This window comes from Streptococcus sp. 959 (assembly GCF_013277075.1).
Taxonomy (GTDB): Bacteria; Bacillota; Bacilli; order Lactobacillales; family Streptococcaceae; genus Streptococcus; species Streptococcus pseudopneumoniae_C.
Genome location: NZ_VMMF01000013.1, coordinates 58,982 through 75,856 on the forward strand (window position 1 = coordinate 58,982; position 16,875 = coordinate 75,856).

Consider the following 16,875-nt stretch of genomic DNA (forward strand, 5'->3'; position numbering starts at 1 on the left):
ATGCAGCAGTATTTTGTCAAGGGGAGTGCAGTCTCTCCTGTCACCATCGAGGACAAGGAAACCAGCAAGCATATGTTTCAGGTTATGCGCTTGAAAGAAGATGATGAGGTGACCTTAGTCTTTGATGATGGTATCAAGCGTTTGGCGCGCGTCTTGGATGTTGAAAATCGTCAGTTTGAGTTGGTTGAAAAGTTAGCTGACAACGTGGAATTACCAATCCAGGTGACCATCGCATCTGGCTTTCCCAAGGGAGACAAGCTGGAGTTTATCACTCAAAAAGTAACCGAACTGGGTGCCAGTCAAATCTGGGCCTTTCCTGCCGATTGGTCGGTCGCCAAATGGGATGGCAAGAAATTGGATAAAAAGGTTGAAAAACTAGAAAAAATTGCCCTTGGAGCAGCAGAACAAAGCAAGCGTAATATTGTTCCAAGTATTCAGCTTTTCGAGAAAAAAGCAGATTTTCTAGCTCAGTTTGACCAGTTTGACTCTATCGTAGTGGCATATGAAGAGTCGGCAAAAGAAGGAGAAGCCGCTGCACTTTTGCAAGCGGTCTCTGGTCTTGAAAAAGGAGCAAAACTGCTCTTTATCTTTGGTTCAGAAGGCGGTCTCTCACCTGCAGAAATCGAAAGTTTTGAAGCTAAGGGAGCCGTTTTGGCAGGCCTAGGTCCTCGTATTTTGCGAGCAGAAACAGCACCACTTTACGCTTTATCAGCCCTTAGTGTTTTATTAGAATTAGAGAAATAAGAGGAAGAAAATGGAACAAAAACACCGTTCAGAATTTCCAGAGAAGGAACTTTGGGATTTAACAGCCCTATACCAAGACCGTGAGGATTTCTTGCGTGCAATCGAGAAGGCTCGCGAAGACATCAACCAGTTTAGCCGTGATTACAAGGGCAATCTTCATACTTTTGAGGATTTTGAAAAGGCCTTTGCGGAATTGGAACAAATCTACATTCAGATGAGCCATATTGTCAACTATGGTTTTATGCCGCAGACGACAGACTATAGCAATGACGAATTTGCTAACATTGCCCAAGCTGGGATGGAATTTGAAACAGACGCCAGCGTAGCCTTGACTTTTTTTGACGATGCCTTGGTGGCAGCAGAAGAGGAAGTCTTGGATCGTCTGGGTGAGTTACCTCACTTGACGGCAGCCATTCGTCAGGCCAAAATCAAAAAAGCCCACTATCTTGGGGCTGATGTGGAGAAGGCCTTGACCAATCTCGGTGAAGTTTTCTACAGTCCACAGGATATTTATACTAAGATGCGAGCTGGGGATTTTGAAATGGCTGACTTCGAAGCCCATGGCAAGACCTACAAAAATAGCTTTGTGACCTATGAAAATTTCTACCAAAATCATGAGGATGCTGAGGTTCGTGAGAAATCTTTCCGTTCCTTCTCAGAAGGACTTCGTAAGCACCAAAATACTGCCGCTGCAGCCTATCTAGCCCAAGTCAAGTCTGAAAAACTACTAGCAGATATGAAGGGTTACGACTCAGTCTTTGATTATCTCCTGGCTGAGCAAGAAGTGAACCGTGCTATGTTTGATCGTCAGATTGATCTCATCATGAAGGATTTTGCGCCAGTTGCTCAGAGATACCTCAAACATGTTGCTAAGGTCAATGGTCTTGAAAAGATGACCTTTGCAGACTGGAAATTGGACTTGGATAGCGCCCTTAATCCTGAAGTGACTATTGACGATGCCTATGATTTGGTCATGAAGTCGGTAGAACCTTTGGGGCAAGAATATTGTCAGGAAGTTGCTCGCTATCAAGAAGAGCGCTGGGTGGACTTTGCTGCCAATAGTGGCAAGGATTCTGGTGGTTATGCGGCGGACCCATATCGCGTGCATCCATATGTCCTCATGAGCTGGACAGGTCGTTTGAGCGATGTTTATACCTTGATTCATGAAATCGGGCATTCTGGTCAATTCATCTTTTCAGATAATCACCAAAGCTATTTCAACGCTCACATGTCTACCTACTATGTTGAAGCACCGTCAACTTTCAATGAATTACTTCTCAGTGATTACTTGGAGCGCCAATCTGACGACCCTCGTCAAAAACGCTTCGCTCTTGCTCACCGCTTGACAGACACCTACTTCCATAACTTTATCACTCACCTTTTGGAAGCAGCCTTCCAGCGTAAGGTGTATACATTGATTGAAGAAGGAGAAACTTTCGGAGCAAGCAAACTCAACAGCATTATGAAGGAAGTTTTGACCGATTTTTGGGGAGATGCCATTGAAATTGACGACGATGCGGCTTTGACTTGGATGCGCCAAGCTCACTACTACATGGGCTTGTATAGCTATACCTACTCAGCAGGACTAGTCATCTCGACTGCGGGTTACCTTCATCTGAAACATTCAGAAACTGGAGCTGAGGACTGGCTCAATCTCCTCAAATCAGGTGGTAGCAAGACACCGCTTGAGTCAGCTATGATTATCGGAGCGGATATCTCAACAGATAAACCACTTCGTGATACGATTCAGTTCTTGTCTGACACAGTTGACCAGATTATCTCCTACAGTGCCCAGTTGGGAGAGTAAGGGGATAGAGAGGTTGTTCTAGAATGATGCTAGTGGGACTTTGGTTTTATTTGTAGTGATTGTCAAGAAAAGTGTTGAGTATCGTAATTGTAAAGCAGAATTAATAACGGAATCGGTATTACTAATAATCCTTTTTATTTTCTATATGACTGAATTTATAGTCAATTGAAACAAGAATAAGACAAAAGAGCCTCGAAAAAAGTATTACAACTTGGTAATACCTTTTTGAGGTGCTTTTTGATATGGGCCTATGTTTTCTCAATAGGATTGTACTAAGGTGAGTAGGGAGGAAGAGGTAAAAGTTTATGCCCAAATTCTTCACATAAGAGCTCTAGCTTACCCATTCTATGGAATCTTGCATGATCCATAATAATAACTGATGGTTTGTTTAATGTTGGTAAGAGAAACTTCTGAAACCAAGCTTTAAAAAAGTCGCTCGTCATCGTCTCTTCGTAAGTCATTGGAGCGATTAACTAACCATTTGTTAGCCCTGCAACCAAAGAAATCCTCTGATATCTTCTTCCAGATACTTTACCTCTTATTAGCTGGCCTTTTAATGAGCGACCATATTCTCGATAAAAATAAGTATCGAATCCTGTTTCATCAATATAAACAGGTGATAGATTCTTTAAACTATTAAAATTTTTAAGAAATAAGGCTACTTTTTCTGGGTCTTGTTCATAGTAGGTGTGGTTCTTTTTTTCGAGTGTACCCCATAGCTTTGAGAGCATAGCTTTGAGAGCATAGTGAATGGTAGTTGGGTGACATCCGAATTCAGTAGCTATCTCAGTCAAATAAGAGTCTGGATTGTCAGTAAGATAGTTTTTGAGTCTATCTCTATCAACTTTTCTTGGTTTTGTTCCTTTTACTTGATGGTTTAACTCTCCTGTTTTCTCTTTTAGTTTTAACCAGCCATAAATGGTATTACGTGAGATTTGGAAAAAGTGTGATGCTTCTGTTATACTACCTGTTCGCTCACAATAGGAGAGAACTTTTTTACGAAAATCTATTGAATATGCCATAAAAAGCTTATACCACATTATGTACTGTTTTTGGTTGATTTTATTATAGTTAAGAAATTGATGGGGAGCTATATATTACAATTTATAGTTAAGTTGTTTTATGTAATTATAGATGCAAGGTATAGATTTATAAACAACTTCTAAGAATATCCTAATTCTTAAAAAATATAGAAAAGAGAACTGATAGTAGAATTGAAAAATATAGAAATATATGGTAAAATATAAAATGTAAACGTTTAAAAAGAAAGGTTAGATTAATGAAAAAGGAACAAGTATTGCTTGGTTTGGGTCTGGCAACAGCAATGGCAACTGGTTTTACTAATCACGTAAAAGCAGATGAATCAATAAACGAAAAATCTAGCAAAGTTAATGCTACTCAAGTTGAAATAAAAAAGGCAGAAGTGACGGAATCGGACGTTAAAAATGCAGAAGTCAAACTAAACAAAGCAATTGAAGAAGAAAAGAATGCTCAGAAGATTGTTGATAAAACGCAACAAGAGTATGCATCTGCTGTAACAAATAAGAACAAAGCAGATGACGCTTTGAAACAAGCTCAAGAATTTGCTAAGCAAGCTACACCTGAGAAAATTAAAAATGCAGAAAAGGATCTTGCCGCAAAACAAGTAACTGTCAAGAAAGCCGAAGAAAATTTGGCTGGAGCAAAACAAGGTGAGAAACAAGCTCAGACAAGTGTCGAGAACCAACAAACAGTTGTGAATAAGGCAAAAACTCAGATTGATCAAAGAGCAGCAGACGTAAAAAAGGCACAAGACAAAGTAAGGGTAGCAGAGAATTCTTTTGATTGGAATACATTACGTGATGTTCAGCAAGCAACTGGGAAATTGGATGCGAAGGTGAAAGCTGACCAAGCTAAAGTGAGTTCTTTAACTAGTGAGTTCTCAAAAGCACAACAAGAAAGAAAAGCACTTGTAGAAAGAGGAAATAAGAACCGTTCTACTCTTGAAAAGAATTTAAAATCAGCTGGGAATGAGTTTTTAACAGTTACAGTCCCTCACGAGATTCAATCAAATTCTGTTAACGAGAGTGATTCCAAGACTCCTCCACTTAAGGAAAAAACTTTTGTAGGAAGAGATGGAAAGACCCTTTATGTTGCTGCGAACGAAGATGTGAATTTTAATGGAGAAAGAACAGAAACAATTGTAGTAAAATCCAAAGATTACCTTAGAACACCTCATGTTGTCGATTATAAAAAGGTTTCTGAAGAAGTTCGTAACTACTTAATCGAGTTGCGTAGAATCAATGGTATTGATATTCCAGTGCCACCTGTGACTGACAAGGCTTTGAGATATGGAAAAGCAAGAGCGGATGAAATGGTGGCAAAAAATGAATTGTCACATGATACAAAATTAAAAAATCAAGATTTTGGTTTTAAGGATGCAACAGAAAACGCTACAGCTGGTTCCGTTCCAGAAAAGAGCCTGTTAAGTGAAAAAGAACTTGCTTATAAAGAGGTTTTAAGCTACTTTAATGACTACAACAATGCCTCAGCATATGGCTCGTCAGATCCTAAAGAAGCAAATACATTTAACTATGGTCATAGAATTCCATTGCTTGCAGCTTCTGGGACAGGGATGGCTGTCGGAGCATCCTCTAGCGAAAAAACAAGCTATGGAAATTATGGAGTATTAACATTTATTAGTGAGAATAAAGATGTTTATGGAATACTTCCTTCTGGAGCTAAAGGGTATAGTAGTTATTTTTTAGCAAGAGCAGAAAATAAAGATAGTAATCCAGATTATAGCGAATTTTACTTTAATGGGAAACGAGTAAAATTCTTGCCTAAAATAACTTTCCGTTATGTTTGGAATGAAATCACACATCCTAAAAATCCAGCCTATACTAAAGCGAAAGAAGCTTTAGATAATTTTAATCGAAAACAAAGAAATGAAGAGACTGTGGCAAATGAAAAACTATCGTCTCTAAACAATAACCTCACCATTGCTAAAACGACTTTAGATAAAGATAAAAAAGAACTAGACAAATCTAAAAAACGTCTTGTGGATTTGACAAAACAAAATGAAGCTAAGTTAAACGTTTTGAAATCATCACAAGCAGAATTGAGTAAACAACAAACTTTGCTGAGTGCTGCTAAAACTGAGTTTTTGAAACAAGAGACTGAACTAAATCGATTGAAAGGAGTCAAAAACGATAAAATAAAATTCGTTAAGACTGCTGAACAATCACTTAAAAATGCTAAAAAAGAGTTGGATACAGCACATCAATATGTTACAAATCTCAAAAATGCTCCGAAAAATCTCCAGGATGCTAAAAAACGTTTAATTAGTGCTAAACAAAAACTTGAAGAATCTAAAAAAGCACTCGATAATGCCAATGTTAAATTAAAACTTGCTAATGCTAAAAAAGAGGCTGCTAAAAAGGAATACACGAAAGTATCTGAAGCATATAAACAATATTTATTGTTAAAACAAAAAGTGGCTTCAACAGGAAGTTGGATTCAATCATCTGGCCGTTGGTGGTATAGACATAACAATGGTTCCTATACATCTAATGGATGGGAGCTAATCAATGGAAAATGGTATCATTTTGATCGCTCGGGTTGGATGCAGACTGGATGGGTTCAATCAGGTAGTTCGTGGTATTATCTCAGTGGTTCAGGGGATATGCAAACAGGATGGGTCAAATCAAGTGGCTCATGGTATTATTTGAATAGCTCAGGCTCTATGCAAACTGGATGGTTCACTGTTTCAGGGAAATGGTATTATGCTTACAGTTCTGGCGCGTTAGCAGTCAATATAACTACCCCTGATGGATATCATGTCAATTACAATGGGGAATGGATTAAATAGAGAGTTCTGTGCTATTTAAAAAGATTCATACAAACTCTCATTTTATTCAGTATAGTATAACCATCAAATATAGAGATTTATAATTAATTGCAATACATTAAAAATATAAAAAATATACAAATTTTGAAAACAATATTGCAACATATGTGAAATTTCCAAACAATTTTCTTGAAACCCTTTCTTACTTTTGATAGACTAGTATCTAGTTTTTGAAAAAAGGAGAAAGAAAATGAAAAAATTTGTTGCTGAGTTAATCGGTACGTTCATGCTTGTGTTCATCGGAACAGGAGCTGTTGTTTTTGGAAATGGTGTTGAAGGTCTTGGACACCTTGGGATTGCTCTTGCTTTTGGTTTGGCAATCGTAGTCGCAGCCTTCTCAATCGGAACTGTTTCAGGTGCTCACTTGAACCCAGCTGTTTCTATCGCTATGTTTGTAAACAAACGTTTGTCATCTTCAGAGCTTGTAAACTACATTCTTGGTCAAGTGGTTGGTGCTTTCCTTGCATCTGGATCTGTATTTTTCCTCTTGGCAAATTCAGGGATGTCAACTGCAAGTCTTGGTGAAAATGCCTTGGCAAACGGAGTCACTGTCTTTGGTGGTTTCTTGTTTGAAGTCATCGCAACTTTCTTGTTTGTCTTGGTTATCATGACTGTGACATCAGCAAGCAAGGGCAATGGCGCGATTGCTGGTTTGGTAATCGGTTTGTCATTGATGGCTATGATCCTTGTTGGATTGAACATCACTGGACTTTCAGTTAACCCAGCACGTAGCTTGGCACCAGCTGTCTTGGTAGGTGGCGCAGCTCTTCAACAAGTATGGATTTTCATCCTTGCCCCAATCGTTGGTGGTGTTCTTGCAGCACTTGTTGCTAAAAACTGTCTTGGAACAGAAGAATAATTGGCTCTTTGTCAACTGTAGTGGGTTGAAGAAAAGCTATGATCGAGAAAGGACACATTTCGTCCTTTCTTTTTTGATATTCAGAGCGATAAAAATCCGTTTTTTGAAGTTTTCAAAGTTCCGAAAACCAAAGGCATTGCGTTTGATAAGTTTGATGAGATTATTGGTTGCTTCTAATTTGGCATTAGAATAGGGTAACTGAAGGGCATTGACGATTTTCTCTTTGTCCTTTAGAAAGGTTTTAAAGACAGTCTTAAAAAGAGGATGAACTTTCTTTAGATTTTCCTCAATGAGTCCGAAAAATTTCTCCGGTTCCTTATTCTGAAAGTGAAAAAGCAAGAGTTGATAGAGATTGTAGTGGTGTTTTAAGTCTTCTGAATAGTTCAAAAGCTTGTCTAGAATCTCTTTATTGGTTAAGTGCATGCGAAAAGTAGGGCGATAAAAACGCTTATCACTGAGTTTCCGACTATCCTGCTGGATGAGCTTCCAGTAGCGCTTGGTAGCCTTGTATTCATGGGATTTTCGTTCAAATTGATTCATGATTTGAACACGCACACGACTCATAGCACGGCTAAGATGTTGAACAATGTGAAAGCGATCAAGAACGATTTTAGCACACGGAAAAAGCTGTTTAGCCAAGTCATAGTAAGGGCTAAACATATCCATAGTAATGATTTTCACCTGACAACGAACAGCGCGATTGTAACGCAGAAAATGATTTCTTATGATAGCTTGTGTTCTACCTTCAAGAACAGTGATGATATTGAGATTGTCAAAATCTTGCGCAATGAAACTCATTTTTCCTTTTGTAAAGGCATATTCGTCCCAGGACATAATCTGTGGAAGGCGAGAAAAATCATGCTTAAATTGAAAGTCATTGAGTTTGCGAATGATAGTTGAAGTTGAAATAGACAACTGATGAGCAATGTCGGTCATAGAAGTCTTTTCAATTAGCTTCTGGGCAATCTTTTGGTTGATGATACGAGGGATTTGGTGATTCTTCTTGACGAGAGAAGTCTCAGCCACCATCATTTTAGAGCAATGATAGCACTTGAAACGACGTTTTCTAAGGAGGATTCTAGTAGGCATACCAGTCGTTTCAAGATAAGGAATTTTCGACGGTTTTTGAAAGTCATATTTCTTCATTAGGCTTTCGCACTCAGGGCAAGATGGAGCCTCATAATCCAATTTAGCGATGATTTCTTTGTGGGTATCCCTATTGATGATATCTATAATTTGGATATTTGAGTCTTTGATATCAAGAAGTTTTGTGATAAAATATAATTGTTCCATGGGATTCTTTCTAATGATGGTTTGGTTGCTTTTCATTATAGATCTTATGGGACTTTTTTTCTACAACAAAATAGGCTTCATAATATCCATAGGGGATTTACCCACTACAAATATTATAGAGCCGAATAATTGAAACTCAAAAAGCCTTGCTCCTCGTTTTGAGGAACAGGGCTTTTTCTTATCTGTTTAGCGGTTGTCAATTTTCTCTGGATAAAGGTCGTGTTGGAAGAGGCGTTGTTCTGCCAAGCCTTCATACTTAGTTCCAGGCTTACCGTAGTTGTAGTAGGGGTCAATTGAAATGCCCCCACGCGGAGTGAATTTTCCCCAGACTTCTAAATAGCGAGGGTCTAGCAAGTTGACCAAGTCTTTCCCGATGGTGTTGATACAGTTTTCGTGGAAATCCCCATGATTTCGGTAGCTAAAGAGATAGAGTTTGAGGGATTTTGACTCGACACAGAGCTTATCAGGAATGTAGGAAATATAAATGGTCGCAAAGTCTGGCTGAGCAGTAATAGGGCACAGTGAGGTAAATTCAGGGCAGTTGAATTTGATGAAATAGTCATTTTCCACATGACGGTTGTCAAAGGATTCGAGGATTTCTGGTTGATAGTCAAAAATGTAGTTGGTTTCTTTGTTGCCCAGTAGGCTGAGGTTTTTCATTTCTTCTTGTTGTGACATGATTTTTTTCTTTCTAATTTTAAACACCACGTTGATTATCGTAGAGGAGGGTATGCAGTTGAGGAAGGACGCGGACATTGCCCCAGCTATCGTCGGCAGCGATGCGTTCCCAGAGTTCTTTGAGTCGATCTAGTTGGTCTTGGATAATATTGCCTGTGGCCTTGGGCTCAGGATTTCCAGCCGATAAAAAGAGAACATCTGGTTGGTAGCGTTCTTGTATGCCTTTGGCAAAGGCCAAATCTGCATCGTCAAAGACAGGAATTTTAAAGGTGACCTTGTCTGGATCCAATTGGGAAACGATAAAGTCCAAGGTTTCAAAGTTGACTTCCATCTTGGATGAAGGAGGTTTGGGGCTGAGAGTGATCTGGTCGATATCTTTTAACCAATTTTGCCAGCGAGAACCTTGAGTCTCGACAGCAAGGGTGACACCACGTTCCTTGAGCTTGGTGACCAATTCGGCCATGTTGGCTGCTAGGATAGCAGGATTTCCCCCAGATAGGGTGACGTAGTCGTAGCTCCCCAATTTATCCAAGGCAGCAATGACTTCATCAGCTGTCATACGAGTCGGTTTTTCAGAACCATCCCAAGTAAAGGCAGAGTCGCACCAATCGCAGTGGTAGTCGCAACCAGCAGTGCGGACAAACATGGTTTTTTGCCCGATAGCACGACCTTCACCTTGAAAGGTTGGGCCAAAAATTTCTAGAACTGGTAGTTTGAGGACACGTTCTCTAGTCATCTAACCACTCCCGTCTAAACTCTGCAAAGGCAGTCGGAGTCTCATAGAGGCGAACGTATTCCAAACGGATACCGCGTTCGTCGGGCAACTCTTGACTCATGGTTTGGAAAATCCAGTAAACCATATTTTCAGCAGTCGTGTTCATATAGGGCAGGGTTTCATTGAGATAGCGATGATCCAAGTGGGGCTCTAAGAAGTTCTTGTAGATCGCTTTGATGTCTCCAAAGTCGTAGGTCATGCCACGTTCATCTAAAAGTCCACTGACAGCAATCTGCAGATGATAGGTGTGGCCGTGCAGGGATTTGCATTTTCCCTCATAGTGAAAGAGGTGGTGGGCAGCATCGAAGGTAAACTCTTTTGATACCAAGGTTCTGTGAGGATTGTAGACAAGAGACTCTCCGGTTTCCTGTTTGATTTCTTTGGGTGCAAAAAACATTAGGCCTCTCCTTTCTGTGAGAGATAAACATCTAAACCATGTTGACGTAGGTGGCAGGCTGGGCAATCTCCACAGCCACTTCCGATAATCCCGTTGTAGCAGGTTAAGGTCTTTTCACGAACATAGTTAAAGGCACCGAGTTGGTCGGCTAAATCCCAAGTTTCAGCCTTGTCTAGCCACATGAGAGGTGTTTGGATAACGAAGTCGTAATCCATAGCCAGGTTGAGGGTAACATTAAGAGATTTGACAAAGACATCCCGACAATCGGGGTAGCCTGAGAAGTCTGTCTCGCAGACACCTGTCACGATATCTTTAATGCCTCGTTGCTTGGCAAGAACTGCCGCAAAGGACAGAAAGAGGTGGTTGCGACCGTCAACGAAGGTATTGGGAACCTCCCCATCTTTTTGCTCAATCTCTAGATCAGAGGTCAAGGCATTTTCAGTGATTTGTCCCAGCAGAGACATATCTAGGATGTGATGACGAATGCCTTGTTCCTTAGCGATTTCCTGGGCAACTTGAATTTCGAGATGATGACGTTGACCGTAGGCAAAGGTGACAGCTTCGACTGTTTCATAGTGTTCTTTAGCCCAGAAGAGGCAGGTTGTAGAATCTTGACCGCCACTAAAGACGACCAAGGCTGATTGACGTTTCATAGTACTCCTTCCAAAATGGGAAATGTTCAGAGCACGCAAAAAGCTCCCATGAGGGAGCTAAAAAATACCAAGTAGAGGTTTTTTTTAGCGATGGCATGTCCCAAACATCGTAATATTCTACCTACAGTCTAGCATATTTTTTGAAAAATGGCAAAGGGCAAGAAAAAAGAGACCAAATAAAGTACTTGGTCTCTAGTATGATTAGCTCAATTCAGCAACGATGGCCTTGATTTGTTCTGCTGTGTGAACACCAGCAACTTGTTTTACCACTTGGCCGTCTTTTTTGAAGAGAAGAGTTGGGATAGACATGATTCCAAAAGCACGAGCTGTATTTGGATTTTCATCAACGTCCATTTTAACGATTTTCAAGACATCTTCTGAAAGTTCTTCAGACAATTTATCCAAGATTGGACCTTGCATACGACATGGACCACACCAAGTTGCCCAGAAGTCTACTAAGACCAAACCGTCTTTTGTTTCTTGTTCGAATGTTGCATCTGTAATTGCTTTTGCCATTGTATTTCTCCTTTTTTAGTTATATTGGCTTAAATCTTGTTTCATGAGATAGAAGAAGACATCTCCATAAGTTCCATGGTAGTCCAAATCATGACCGTTGTAAGTTAATTTTTGGACAGGGTAGTAGTCTGCGACGCCGATAAGGCAAGCTTGTTGTGAACGATCAAAATCTTCATAAGACTCGAAAGTCACAGTTCTTTCGTTCTTGCTGGCATCTAGATAGGTAATTTCAATCATTTTAAAAACTCCTTTGTTTAATGATGACTTTATTTTACTCCTTGTAAAAGAGAATGTCAAGAAAAATGATTGCGCACGCAACTTTTTTCTAAAATCATCTTAAATCAAGAAATCCAAACCAGTTTCCAAGCTTTCTTCGACAGCCTTTTGTAGCGAGGTTAGTGTCTTTTGCCCATCATTTGTCAGGCAGATAAAGCTAGAGCGCCTATCTTGATCGCAACATCTGCGACTGAGTAGACCGCAATTTTTAGCTTCCAAGCGAGCCACCATCCGAGAAACAGCGCTCGGGCTCAGATGAAGTTTATCTGGCAGGTCAATCTGGCGTAGAGACTTTTCTTGAGCCAAGTCCAGATAGTAGAGCAGGTAAAACTCTTTCAAGGTCAGACTTTGTTTGCTCTGCTGAGCAATGGTATCTTCCAAGAGACTTTCGATTTCTTTCTGACGCCGATTGAAGTCAAACCATTTTTCCAAATAGGTCATAGTATCTCCTTTCTTTTTAGAGTCATAAATAGAAGAAAGTCCATTCACGGACAGTCTCTGTATCACAAGATGATTGCGCATGCAATAATTATACTACTTTTCAAGAAAGCTGGCAAGAAAGACACTGAATCTTTTATCCTAAATTACGCTGTTTTCACAAGTCAAGAATTGTCTGTATCCCTTTTCTTCTCAAACTTTCATCAACTCTTGTGCATTTCCTTGAAATTTTCTGAAAAAAGAGTAAACTGGTATGCAAGAAGTCTATTTCGTGGAGTTTAGGATGAAATTATATGTTCAATTAATGATTCTCTTTGTGATTTCTCTAATCGGAGAGGGGATTTCCAGTTTCTTTCATTTGCCTATTCCAGGCAGTATTATTGGTTTGATTATTCTCTTTCTAGCCCTACAATTTAAGTGGCTGAGAACCAGACATGTCAACATGGTCGGGAATTTCTTGCTGGCCAATATGACCATTCTCTTTTTGCCTCCAGCAGTGGGAATCATGGAAAAGTTTGATGTGATTGCTCCCTATCTCTTGCCTATCGTTTTGATTGTCTTTTTTGCGGCTGTTATCAATATTATCCTTATTGCCTTGGTGGTTCAGTTCATCAAGCGACGGTTTGAGGGAGATTATGAGAAAGGAGATGCCAAATGAGTGAATTTGTTTCCAATCCCCTGTTCGGGATAGCCCTGTCTATCCTAGCTTATCTAGTGGGAATGCTGATTTACAGACGTTTTCCCCATCCATTGACAACGCCCTTGCTTTTGTCAGCTGTTTTCATTATCATCTTTCTAAAAATGACGGGTATTTCTTACCAAGATTACTACCAAGGTGGGGTTTATCTGAATAACTTGATTGTCCCATCGACCGTGGCTCTAGGGATTCCACTATATAAGAGTTTTCACTTGATGAAGCACCATGCTCGCAGTATTCTCTTTGGTAGTCTGTTAGCGGTAGTGATTAATACCTCTTTCACAGCCCTTGTAGCTAAAATTTTTGGCATGGACTTTTTCCTAGCCATTTCTCTCTTTCCTAAGTCAGTAACAACCGCCATGGCAGTAGGAATTACAGAAAAATTGCAAGGTCTGACGACTGTGACCTTGGTGGTTGTAGTGGCGACTGGGATTTTAACCAGTGTGATCGGTCCAACCCTTTTGAAGTGGTTGAAAATTGACGATCCGGTAGCAGTCGGGCTTTCTCTTGGAGGAACAGGGCATGCAGTCGGAACAGGAACGGCCTTTCGATACGGCTCTGTAGCAGGAGCCATGGGTGGTTTGGCTATTGGTGTTACCGGTATTCTCTATGTCTTCGTCAGCCCCATTGTAGCCAGTTTGATATTGAGTTAAAAAGCAAGGAATTCGGGTTCCTTGCTTTTTAAAATCGTATGTTATAGAGTATTATTTTTCTTTGCTTAAGTGAATGACTTGGTCGTAGTGTTTTAAGTCTTCTTCCGTGTAGTGGTGAATGACTTCAATAACTGTTTGAGGTAGGGAGAAGAGCAAGTCACTAATCTTTTTGCTATTTTCCAAGTCAAGGTTGGCCTTAATCTCATCTGCTAAGATGAGTTGGCTATCATGGTAGAGGGCGCGAGCAATTTCTAGGCGTTGTTTCTCGCACCAGACAGACTATCATTGCTGAGTATTCGATTTTTCAAATGTTCTAATCCTGTTTTTTTGAGGATATGATTTAAAGTCTCTTGTTTTTTATCCAGTCCTAGAAGGATATTGTCGTCCAGAGATAGCGTGTCAAAGTAATGGCTATCTTGGAGGATATAGGAACTAAAGCTTGTGATTTCTTTACGTGACAGGTTTTGACCAGCAAAGCTAATCTGTCCACTTGTTGGTGTCTCTTCTCCATGAATGATATTGAGCAGGGTTGTTTTACCAGAGCCACTTTCGCCGATAATGGCAATTTTTTCTCCTTGCATGATGTGTATGGAAATCGGAGACAGGAGGATATTCCCCTCTTTTTCTAGGGAGATGCTGTCAAGTTGGAGAGGGAAAATATTTTCTATGCTTCTAGGCGAGATGGAGTCAGACTGGTTCAAAAATTTTTGGTATTTGTTGAGAAGAGTTCGAGTCGCTTTTCGGGTGTTGGTAAAGTAAGCCAACTCTTGAAATTGATAGCCGATATTATGGGAAACCAGATAGATGGCCACAAAACTAGCCGCATCTAAATAATTATAGTAGGTCATAAAGCCACCGATGACAATAGGTGTGACGGAGCAAAAGGCATCGATGCTATTGATAAAAAGACTGTTTAAAGTTCGTTGCTTTTCATAGTTGATTTCGGCACCCAGACTGGTTTGTAATTGCTTTTGGTAGCGAGCAAAAAAGAAGTCTTGCCCCTGATAATGGCGAATTTGCTGGCTGCCACCAATAAAATTTGTCAAGCTTGATAAGTAGCTCTGGTTAATAGTTGACCGCTTTTCAGAAAGTGAATCCAAGCGCTTAGATCCGATAGTGCTACAGAGCACAGGAAAGGAGTAGAAGAGGATGAAAATCAAGCCCAGATAAAAGTTGGTCCATAGGGCATAGAGAATGGACACAGTGGTGAAACCAAGAGAAGAAATAATGATAACCGTTGGCTCAATATAGCTTTCTTCCAGTTGTTTGACGTCGTTTTCTAGGTCGGATAAAATATCCTTTTCATCGATCTCATAACTGTTTAAAAATCGCTTGAAAATAGCACTCTTGATTCCATATTTGAAATCGGTAATCAAATGGGCATAGTAATAGCGTTTCCCAGCTAATCCTAGTAATAGAATGAGATTACCAAGGATTCCTAAAATCAAAACTTTCCCAAGAAGACCTAGTTCTTGATTGGTAAAACTAGCAACAATATTCTGAACAAGGGCTGGCGTGATAATTGCTTCCATCCAGATAACGGCAATAGAAAAGAAGTAAAGTACGAGGTGTTTCTTAGTAGCAAATCTTCTCAGCATAAAGACTTGACCTCCTTATCGATATACATGTAATTAGTTTTAAAGTCATTATACTCCTTTATCTCAAATACTTCATATAAAAATATAAATTTTGTGGATATACAATTAAATGACAATGTCGTAATGTAACAGATTGAAACAAAAAGCGAACAAAACAAAATTCGTTGTTTCGATTCGCTTTTTGTATTATTATCTAGATTTGTCTTGCAGTTCTGATAACATTTAGTCTGAGCATGTACACTAATAGCTGATGGAATAAAATGTATACTTTAGATTATTTCCAAGCGCCACTGGCATCTACATAGTAACCATCAGGTGTGTAGGTATTGTGAAGCATCTTACCTGATGAAGCAAGGTAGTACCACTGACCTCCATCTTTTACCCAACCAGTCGCCATAGCCCCTGAATCTTTTAGGTAATACCAAGAGCCGTTATCTTTCATCCAGCCTGTTGCCATGGAACCTGAGTTGTTTAGGTAATACCAAGTGCCACTATCTTTTACCCAGCCTGTCGCCATAGCCCCTGAATCTTTTAGGTAATACCAAGAGCCATTATCATATAGCCAATCGCTAGCAATCATAGCACCTGATGATTTAAAGGCATACCAGTTGCTACCTTGATAGAGCCAAGTTTGATTGAACATGATCCCCTTATCATTCATAAAGTACCAAGTTCCCTTGTCCTTAACCCAAGCATTTTGAACTAATTGTCCTTGTTTTTGATAGTACCACTTTTCACTGTAATTCTTTTTTAGCCAGCTTTCTGCTTTTACAATCGGATAAAGTATTTTGAAGGCTCCTGCCCCCCTGTAGGAATGACTGATAACTCCTGGTTTTTGAAGTTTCAATTCTTCATAGTCGTCTGCCCAAGCAAATACTTTTTGACCATTGACAGTCTCTGGTAAGGTAGCAGTGTAGGTCTTGGTTTGATAGTCCCATTTTGCATCAAGGTAGGTGTGTTGATCATTTGATTCGTCAATACGGAAGTAACCACTCTTTCCACCGTCATTATATACATCATCTACTACTTTAGTGGACCAGATCTTTACTTCATTTCCGCTCTTGGCTTCTACCTTGATATCTCCTCTATAGCCATAAGGTACATAGAAATTCAGGTAACGCCCCGCTGTACCGACCATAGACTTGTCCTTTTCTTGACCTAGGAAATTGACTGTCTGATTTTGACCATTGAGACTAACCGTCCACTCAATTTTCTCAGTTTTTGGCAAATCCAAGACTTTGATATCTACTTCATGGCCATTATTAAATCGAAGAATTTTGCCATCTTGATACTTAACGCCACCCTTAATAACCCATTCTTCTTCCAATTCGAAGGCCTGACCTGAATGAGGGAAAGCCAGTAAAGCTAGACCAGCTAAAGACAAACCAAATAATGTGATTTTTTTTGATACTTTCATTTTCTTAACTCCTTATTTTTGAAATAAAACAAATTGATTGTTTTCTGGATAAACTGATACATGTTGCTCCTTATTACTGCTTGATGCAGCTTCAAGGACTAGAGGATAAGAGTATTGATACAGTTCCTCTAAAGTGATTTTTCCGTTAGTATTGGAAATGATTTTATTTTGAAGTGAATCCCAAC

The 16,875-nt window shown here is 39.7% G+C and carries 15 protein-coding genes and 2 pseudogenes; 6 read left to right on the plus strand and 11 right to left on the minus strand.

Annotated features, from left to right (window positions below; translation table 11 throughout):
• Both HT717_RS04545 and pepF read left to right on the plus strand, forming a co-directional pair.
• Entirely contained in the window at positions 1-744 is a 744-nt protein-coding gene (locus HT717_RS04545; protein ID WP_173304506.1) for a 16S rRNA (uracil(1498)-N(3))-methyltransferase, read from the plus strand.
• A gap of 10 nt (positions 745-754) precedes the next feature.
• Positions 755-2,551, plus strand: a complete 1,797-nt coding sequence (gene pepF, locus HT717_RS04550; RefSeq protein WP_173304507.1) for an oligoendopeptidase F — start codon at positions 755-757, stop codon at positions 2,549-2,551.
• Positions 2,552-2,712: 161 nt separating this feature from the next.
• Here pepF and HT717_RS04555 read toward each other — a convergent pair.
• Positions 2,713-3,573, minus strand: a pseudogene (locus HT717_RS04555) (IS630 family transposase).
• Positions 3,574-3,830: 257 nt separating this feature from the next.
• Here HT717_RS04555 and HT717_RS10045 point away from each other — a divergent pair.
• Together HT717_RS10045 and HT717_RS04565 are read left to right on the plus strand one after the other, a co-directional pair.
• The gene (locus tag HT717_RS10045; protein ID WP_275043599.1) at positions 3,831-6,401 is read left to right on the plus strand and encodes a hypothetical protein; all 2,571 of its coding nucleotides are present in this window, start codon (positions 3,831-3,833) and stop codon (positions 6,399-6,401) included.
• Between the two features lie 229 nt (positions 6,402-6,630).
• Positions 6,631-7,299: an aquaporin gene (locus tag HT717_RS04565; protein WP_049539651.1), complete on the plus strand. Its 669-nt coding sequence runs from the start codon at positions 6,631-6,633 to the stop codon at positions 7,297-7,299.
• 36 nt (positions 7,300-7,335) lie between these two features.
• Here HT717_RS04565 and HT717_RS04570 read toward each other — a convergent pair whose 3' ends face one another.
• The 8 genes from HT717_RS04570 to HT717_RS04605 form a co-directional block, all read right to left on the minus strand.
• Entirely contained in the window at positions 7,336-8,592 is a 1,257-nt protein-coding gene (locus HT717_RS04570) for an ISL3 family transposase (RefSeq protein ID WP_173304508.1), read from the minus strand.
• Positions 8,593-8,778: 186 nt separating this feature from the next.
• Positions 8,779-9,270, minus strand: coding sequence for a preQ(1) synthase (queF, locus tag HT717_RS04575; RefSeq protein ID WP_049538765.1), 492 nt, complete (start codon positions 9,268-9,270; stop codon positions 8,779-8,781).
• A 19-nt stretch (positions 9,271-9,289) separates the two neighbouring features.
• Positions 9,290-10,006, minus strand: a complete 717-nt coding sequence (gene queE / locus HT717_RS04580; RefSeq protein WP_049538766.1) for a 7-carboxy-7-deazaguanine synthase QueE — start codon at positions 10,004-10,006, stop codon at positions 9,290-9,292.
• Positions 9,999-10,442 carry a 6-carboxytetrahydropterin synthase QueD gene (gene queD, locus HT717_RS04585; protein WP_049538767.1) on the minus strand — a complete coding sequence of 148 codons (444 nt, stop codon included), beginning with the start codon at positions 10,440-10,442 and terminating at the stop codon, positions 9,999-10,001. Before queD ends, queE begins: the two co-directional genes overlap by 8 nt.
• Complete coding sequence (queC, locus tag HT717_RS04590) at positions 10,442-11,095, minus strand: 7-cyano-7-deazaguanine synthase QueC (protein ID WP_049538768.1); 654 nt, start codon at positions 11,093-11,095, stop codon at positions 10,442-10,444. Before queC ends, queD begins: the two co-directional genes overlap by 1 nt.
• A 201-nt stretch (positions 11,096-11,296) precedes the next feature.
• Positions 11,297-11,611, minus strand: coding sequence for a thioredoxin (gene trxA, locus HT717_RS04595; RefSeq protein ID WP_001029581.1), 315 nt, complete (start codon positions 11,609-11,611; stop codon positions 11,297-11,299).
• A 15-nt stretch (positions 11,612-11,626) separates the two neighbouring features.
• On the minus strand, positions 11,627-11,848 hold the full coding sequence (locus HT717_RS04600) for a DUF4649 family protein (RefSeq protein WP_000570256.1): 222 nt from the start codon (positions 11,846-11,848) through the stop codon (positions 11,627-11,629).
• Between the two features lie 99 nt (positions 11,849-11,947).
• The gene (locus tag HT717_RS04605) at positions 11,948-12,328 is read right to left on the minus strand and encodes a MarR family transcriptional regulator (protein WP_049538770.1); all 381 of its coding nucleotides are present in this window, start codon (positions 12,326-12,328) and stop codon (positions 11,948-11,950) included.
• A gap of 280 nt (positions 12,329-12,608) precedes the next feature.
• Between HT717_RS04605 and HT717_RS04610 the strand changes: the two genes are divergently transcribed.
• Entirely contained in the window at positions 12,609-12,983 is a 375-nt protein-coding gene (locus HT717_RS04610) for a CidA/LrgA family protein (RefSeq protein ID WP_000781325.1), read from the plus strand.
• Positions 12,980-13,675 carry an LrgB family protein gene (locus HT717_RS04615; RefSeq protein ID WP_049538772.1) on the plus strand — a complete coding sequence of 232 codons (696 nt, stop codon included), beginning with the start codon at positions 12,980-12,982 and terminating at the stop codon, positions 13,673-13,675. The genes HT717_RS04610 and HT717_RS04615 overlap by 4 nt, the downstream gene beginning before the upstream one ends.
• Positions 13,676-13,726: 51 nt before the next feature.
• Here HT717_RS04615 and HT717_RS04620 read toward each other — a convergent pair.
• Positions 13,727-15,273, minus strand: a pseudogene (locus HT717_RS04620) (ABC transporter ATP-binding protein).
• A 274-nt stretch (positions 15,274-15,547) separates the two neighbouring features.
• Positions 15,548-16,690: an N-acetylmuramoyl-L-alanine amidase family protein gene (locus HT717_RS04625; protein ID WP_049538773.1), complete on the minus strand. Its 1,143-nt coding sequence runs from the start codon at positions 16,688-16,690 to the stop codon at positions 15,548-15,550.
• Positions 16,691-16,875: the final 185 nt, after the last annotated feature.

Bases quoted from the DNA above. Each gene is read 5' to 3' on its own strand.
- queF (WP_049538765.1), bottom strand. From the start codon at position 9,270: ATGTCACAACAAGAAGAAATGAAAAACCTCAGCCTACTGGGCAACAAA.
- HT717_RS04545 (WP_173304506.1), top strand. From the start codon at position 1: ATGCAGCAGTATTTTGTCAAGGGGAGTGCAGTCTCTCCTGTCACCATC.
- HT717_RS10045 (WP_275043599.1), top strand. From the start codon at position 3,831: ATGAAAAAGGAACAAGTATTGCTTGGTTTGGGTCTGGCAACAGCAATG.
- queE (WP_049538766.1), bottom strand. From the start codon at position 10,006: ATGACTAGAGAACGTGTCCTCAAACTACCAGTTCTAGAAATTTTTGGC.
- HT717_RS04605 (WP_049538770.1), bottom strand. From the start codon at position 12,328: ATGACCTATTTGGAAAAATGGTTTGACTTCAATCGGCGTCAGAAAGAA.
- HT717_RS04600 (WP_000570256.1), bottom strand. From the start codon at position 11,848: ATGATTGAAATTACCTATCTAGATGCCAGCAAGAACGAAAGAACTGTG.
- HT717_RS04625 (WP_049538773.1), bottom strand. From the start codon at position 16,690: ATGAAAGTATCAAAAAAAATCACATTATTTGGTTTGTCTTTAGCTGGT.
- pepF (WP_173304507.1), top strand. From the start codon at position 755: ATGGAACAAAAACACCGTTCAGAATTTCCAGAGAAGGAACTTTGGGAT.
- queD (WP_049538767.1), bottom strand. From the start codon at position 10,442: ATGTTTTTTGCACCCAAAGAAATCAAACAGGAAACCGGAGAGTCTCTT.
- trxA (WP_001029581.1), bottom strand. From the start codon at position 11,611: ATGGCAAAAGCAATTACAGATGCAACATTCGAACAAGAAACAAAAGAC.
- HT717_RS04615 (WP_049538772.1), top strand. From the start codon at position 12,980: ATGAGTGAATTTGTTTCCAATCCCCTGTTCGGGATAGCCCTGTCTATC.
- queC (WP_049538768.1), bottom strand. From the start codon at position 11,095: ATGAAACGTCAATCAGCCTTGGTCGTCTTTAGTGGCGGTCAAGATTCT.
- HT717_RS04570 (WP_173304508.1), bottom strand. From the start codon at position 8,592: ATGGAACAATTATATTTTATCACAAAACTTCTTGATATCAAAGACTCA.
- HT717_RS04565 (WP_049539651.1), top strand. From the start codon at position 6,631: ATGAAAAAATTTGTTGCTGAGTTAATCGGTACGTTCATGCTTGTGTTC.
- HT717_RS04610 (WP_000781325.1), top strand. From the start codon at position 12,609: ATGAAATTATATGTTCAATTAATGATTCTCTTTGTGATTTCTCTAATC.